Raw genomic sequence first — 3,557 nt, forward strand, 5'->3', positions numbered from 1 at the left:
GCCGATTGGCGGCGAACGGCGCGGGCGCGCGTCGGCTGCGCCCGCGCCACAAGGGCGGTAGTGGCCTTGTGTGTGTTCCGGTGATGGCGGGAACACCGCGCCCGCGTCGGCTGCGCGCGGGCGCGGCAAGCGGCGGTTAGCCGATGTAAAGGCAATGCAGGGGCTTAGCTGTGATCGAGCGCGAACACGTACAGCGTGCCGCCGCGCGGAACATCCTTCGCCACGTCGGCCATCGGGCCGCCCCAGATCGGATTCGCGCCGCCGTAGCCTGCGAGCACGGCCACGTATTCCTTGCCGTCGACTTCGAAGACGGAAGGTTGCGCAATGATGCCGCTCGCCAGTTGCGGGCTCTCCCACAGCACCTTGCCCGTGGAGACGTCGAACGCATACAGGTGGCCGTCGAGCGAGCCGCTAAAGGCAATGCCGCTGGCCGTGGTGGCAACGCCGCCGTTCCAGGGCATCTTGCTCCAGTGGCCCCAGAGCTTCTTGCCGGTATTCACGTCGATGGCCTGAAGCTCGCCGTAACCCTTGCTGCCCGGCTCGGGCTGGATCTCGAAGCCTTCGCCGAGGTAGGGCAGACCCTCCATATAGCTCACCGATTTGCCGGACAAGCTCATGCACGCATGCAGCGCAGGCACCACCGCGATGTGCCGCTCAGGATCGTAGGACACCGACCACCAGTTTTTTCCGCCGAGAAAGCTCGGGCACGTGTTGATCGTCGTGCCGGCCTTCGGATACTTGCTGGCATCGGCAATCGGCTGGCCATCCTTCGTGTAGCCCGTCACCGATTCGGTCTTGACGAACGCCTCGGCGTAGATCAGCTTGCCGGTCTTGCGATCGATCGCATGAAAGAAGCCGTTGCGGTCGGCGTGAATGATGGCGTCATACGCTTTGCCCTTGTAGCTGATGTCGGCAAGGATCGGCGTGTTGACCCCGTCATAGTCCCACGTGTCGTTACGCGTGTACTGGTAGTGCCACTTCAGGTCGCCGTTCTTCGGATTGAGCGCGAGCAGTGAATCGGAGTACAGATTATCGCCGGGACGCAGTGCGGCAAGCCACGGCCCCGGATTGCCGACGCCCCAGTACAGCGTGCGCGTTGCGGCGTCGTAGGTGCCGGTCAGCCACGCCGCGCCGCCACCGTGTGCCTGCATGCCGTCGGGCCACGTATCGCTGCCTTTTTCGCCGGCATCCGGGATCGTGTAGCGCTTCCAGAGCGTCGAACCGTCGTCGGGATTGAGGGCGACGATATAGCCGCGGATGCCGTATTCGCCGCCCGAGGTGCCCACGACGATCGAGCCGTCGAGCGCGAGCGGCGCAAGCGAGAACGCGTAGCCAAGGCCCGGTTCGAACATCTGCTTTTTCCAGACCAGGTTGCCTGTCTGCGCGTCGATCGCGGCCACTTCGCCGCTCAGCATGGCCACGTAGACGTTCTTCCCGTACAGCGCGACACCGCGATTCACCACGTCACAGCACGCGGTCTTGAACGATTCCTGGCCGAGCTTCGGCTCGTACTTCCACAACTGGGTGCCGGTTTTCGCATCGAAGGCGTAGACGTTGTCCTTGGGGGTGGTTACGAAAAGATAGTCGCCGTTGACGATGGGGGTCGCCTCGAAACCCTGCTTGAGGTCGGCGGGGAACTGATAGCTCCACGCCTGCTTGAGCCCGGCGACGTTCGATGCATCGATCTGCTTCAGGGGCGAATGTGACTGGCCACTATAGGTCCGGTAGTAGGTGAGCCAGCCCGGATCACTCTGCGCGTGGGAGAGGCGCTCGTAGGTCACGGCGGGATAGTCCGGGGCGGCCGCCACGGGAGCCACATTCAACGTCATCGCGATGGCGGTGCTCGCCCCACAGACAGCCAGCCGGCGTGCGGCAGCCGAACGGTTCTTCATAGTCGTCTCCTGAGTCTTTGTCGATGCAGTGCCGGTAGCGTCGCAGCCCTTGTGTCGGTGCCGTCGGTGCCGTTCCGGTTGCGGTGTCCTTACTGCAAATCGCATGCCATTTGCGCGGGCAAGGCGGCGGGCGCGGCGTGCCGGTAATGGGAGGCGGATGGTGGTGAACCCGAGGTGCGCCAGGTGTTGCATTCAGGTACAACGCCGGCGGTGCAGTGTTGAGAAACAGGACAGTTGGCGGGCAACAGCACAGTTGAGGCAACAGCACGGTTGAGGCCACAGCGCACTGCGCCCCGTCGCGCGTAACGGCTTCATTGGCGCTGACCCGGCCCGGACGCGCTGGCGAGCATGGCGCGCACCGCCTGCCCGACGGACTGCCTCAGCGCCGGATCGCTGGCGAGATGTCCGCCGCGCACGCGGGCGATGTGCGCGGTGGGCGCGGCCTGCGCAAGACGCGCGACGTTGCGGACCGGGCATACGGGATCGCGCCGCCCGTGCACGGCATGGATCGGTATTCCTGCCTGTTCTGCCTTGCGCGCGAAATCGAGCAGACGCCGCTCGCCGAGCCAGCAGTCGCGCAACAGGTAATGCGCCTGAATCCGGTACTTGTCGATGAGGGCGTGCACGGCCTTTGGGGTGTTGGCGCGGCGTGGGCGAGATGCCGTGGCACGGCCGGGCCGCGACGAGGCGAGTATCGCTTCTTCGTACCCGCGCCATGCGAGCGCGACCTCACGTTGCCGCGCGTATGCCACGCCGGGCCGCAGGTGCTTTGCGCAGCATGCAAGCAACGCGCTTGCGCGGGTGCATCCGGCAGCAGCGCACAGGCGCCGCCAGGCGCCCGGCGCTTTGTGACGCGATGTCACGAGCAGGTGCCGTACTTCATGTCGCGAGGTCAGAAAGAGGCCGCGCAGCACGACGCCGAGCACACTTGCGGGATGCTGGCCTGCATACGCGAGCGCGAGGGCGGCGCCCCATGAACCGCCGACGACGCCCCAGCGCGCGATGCCGAGCGCGCGGCGAATCTCTTCGAGGTCCTTGATGAGCCGGTCCGTGCGGTTGGCGCGCAAGCCGCCGCGAGGAAGCGACTCGCCCGCGCCACGTTGATCGACGAGTACGACACACGTTTTCGTCAGATCGAACAAGGCCAGCATGCCGGGCTGACTTGCGCTGCCTGGGCCGCCGTGGAGCACGACGACGGCCGGCGCTGCCGGCTCGCCGGCGACCGTGAAGGCGATTGAATGTCCGTCTCTGTTCAGGCGCTGGTGGCGCAACGGGGCGCGCGAAGATGGCCAGCCGGAAGTTCGTTTGTTCATGAATGGGGCGCTCGCCACGGGCGCGCATTGGAGAAAAGGAGAAGGGCGCAAGAAGAACGCTCAAGCAAAAATCGCGCGCGGTGTACGAGCCGGTACAAATTGGGGTGAGTCCGCATATCGGACCCAGGGGCATTTGCGGTAATACACCGTCAGGCCTGCAACACGCATGGCGTCATTGCGCATGGCGCTGATATATTGCGCGTCGCGCACGCATCGGGTGCGCTCCGCCCGAGCTGCGCCGAAGACCAGATGGCCCGTAGCTTGCTTTACAGGACAGCGAAAAGTCTGGCAAGGTACCAGGCTCTCGTGGAGGAGACAATGCAAGACGAGGAACATCCGGCCGCCGTTCGGA

Annotated in this window: 3 protein-coding genes; all 3 read right to left on the minus strand. The window is 65.3% G+C overall.

Annotated elements, in window-relative coordinates; genetic code table 11:
* Window positions 1–164: 164 nt before the first annotated feature.
* A complete protein-coding gene (locus L5014_RS38295; RefSeq protein ID WP_238469055.1) occupies window positions 165–1,892 on the minus strand; it encodes a methanol/ethanol family PQQ-dependent dehydrogenase in 1,728 nt (575 codons plus the stop codon).
* Window positions 1,893–2,203: 311 nt separating this feature from the next.
* Complete coding sequence (locus L5014_RS38300; RefSeq protein ID WP_238469056.1) at window positions 2,204–3,205, minus strand: alpha/beta fold hydrolase; 1,002 nt, start codon at window positions 3,203–3,205, stop codon at window positions 2,204–2,206.
* 60 nt (window positions 3,206–3,265) lie between these two features.
* Window positions 3,266–3,557, minus strand: a 292-nt coding sequence (locus L5014_RS38305; RefSeq protein ID WP_238469057.1) for a hypothetical protein, incomplete at its 5' end; no start/stop codon positions are given.

This window comes from Paraburkholderia tagetis, assembly GCF_022213065.1.
Classification (GTDB): Bacteria; Pseudomonadota; Gammaproteobacteria; order Burkholderiales; family Burkholderiaceae; genus Paraburkholderia; species Paraburkholderia tagetis.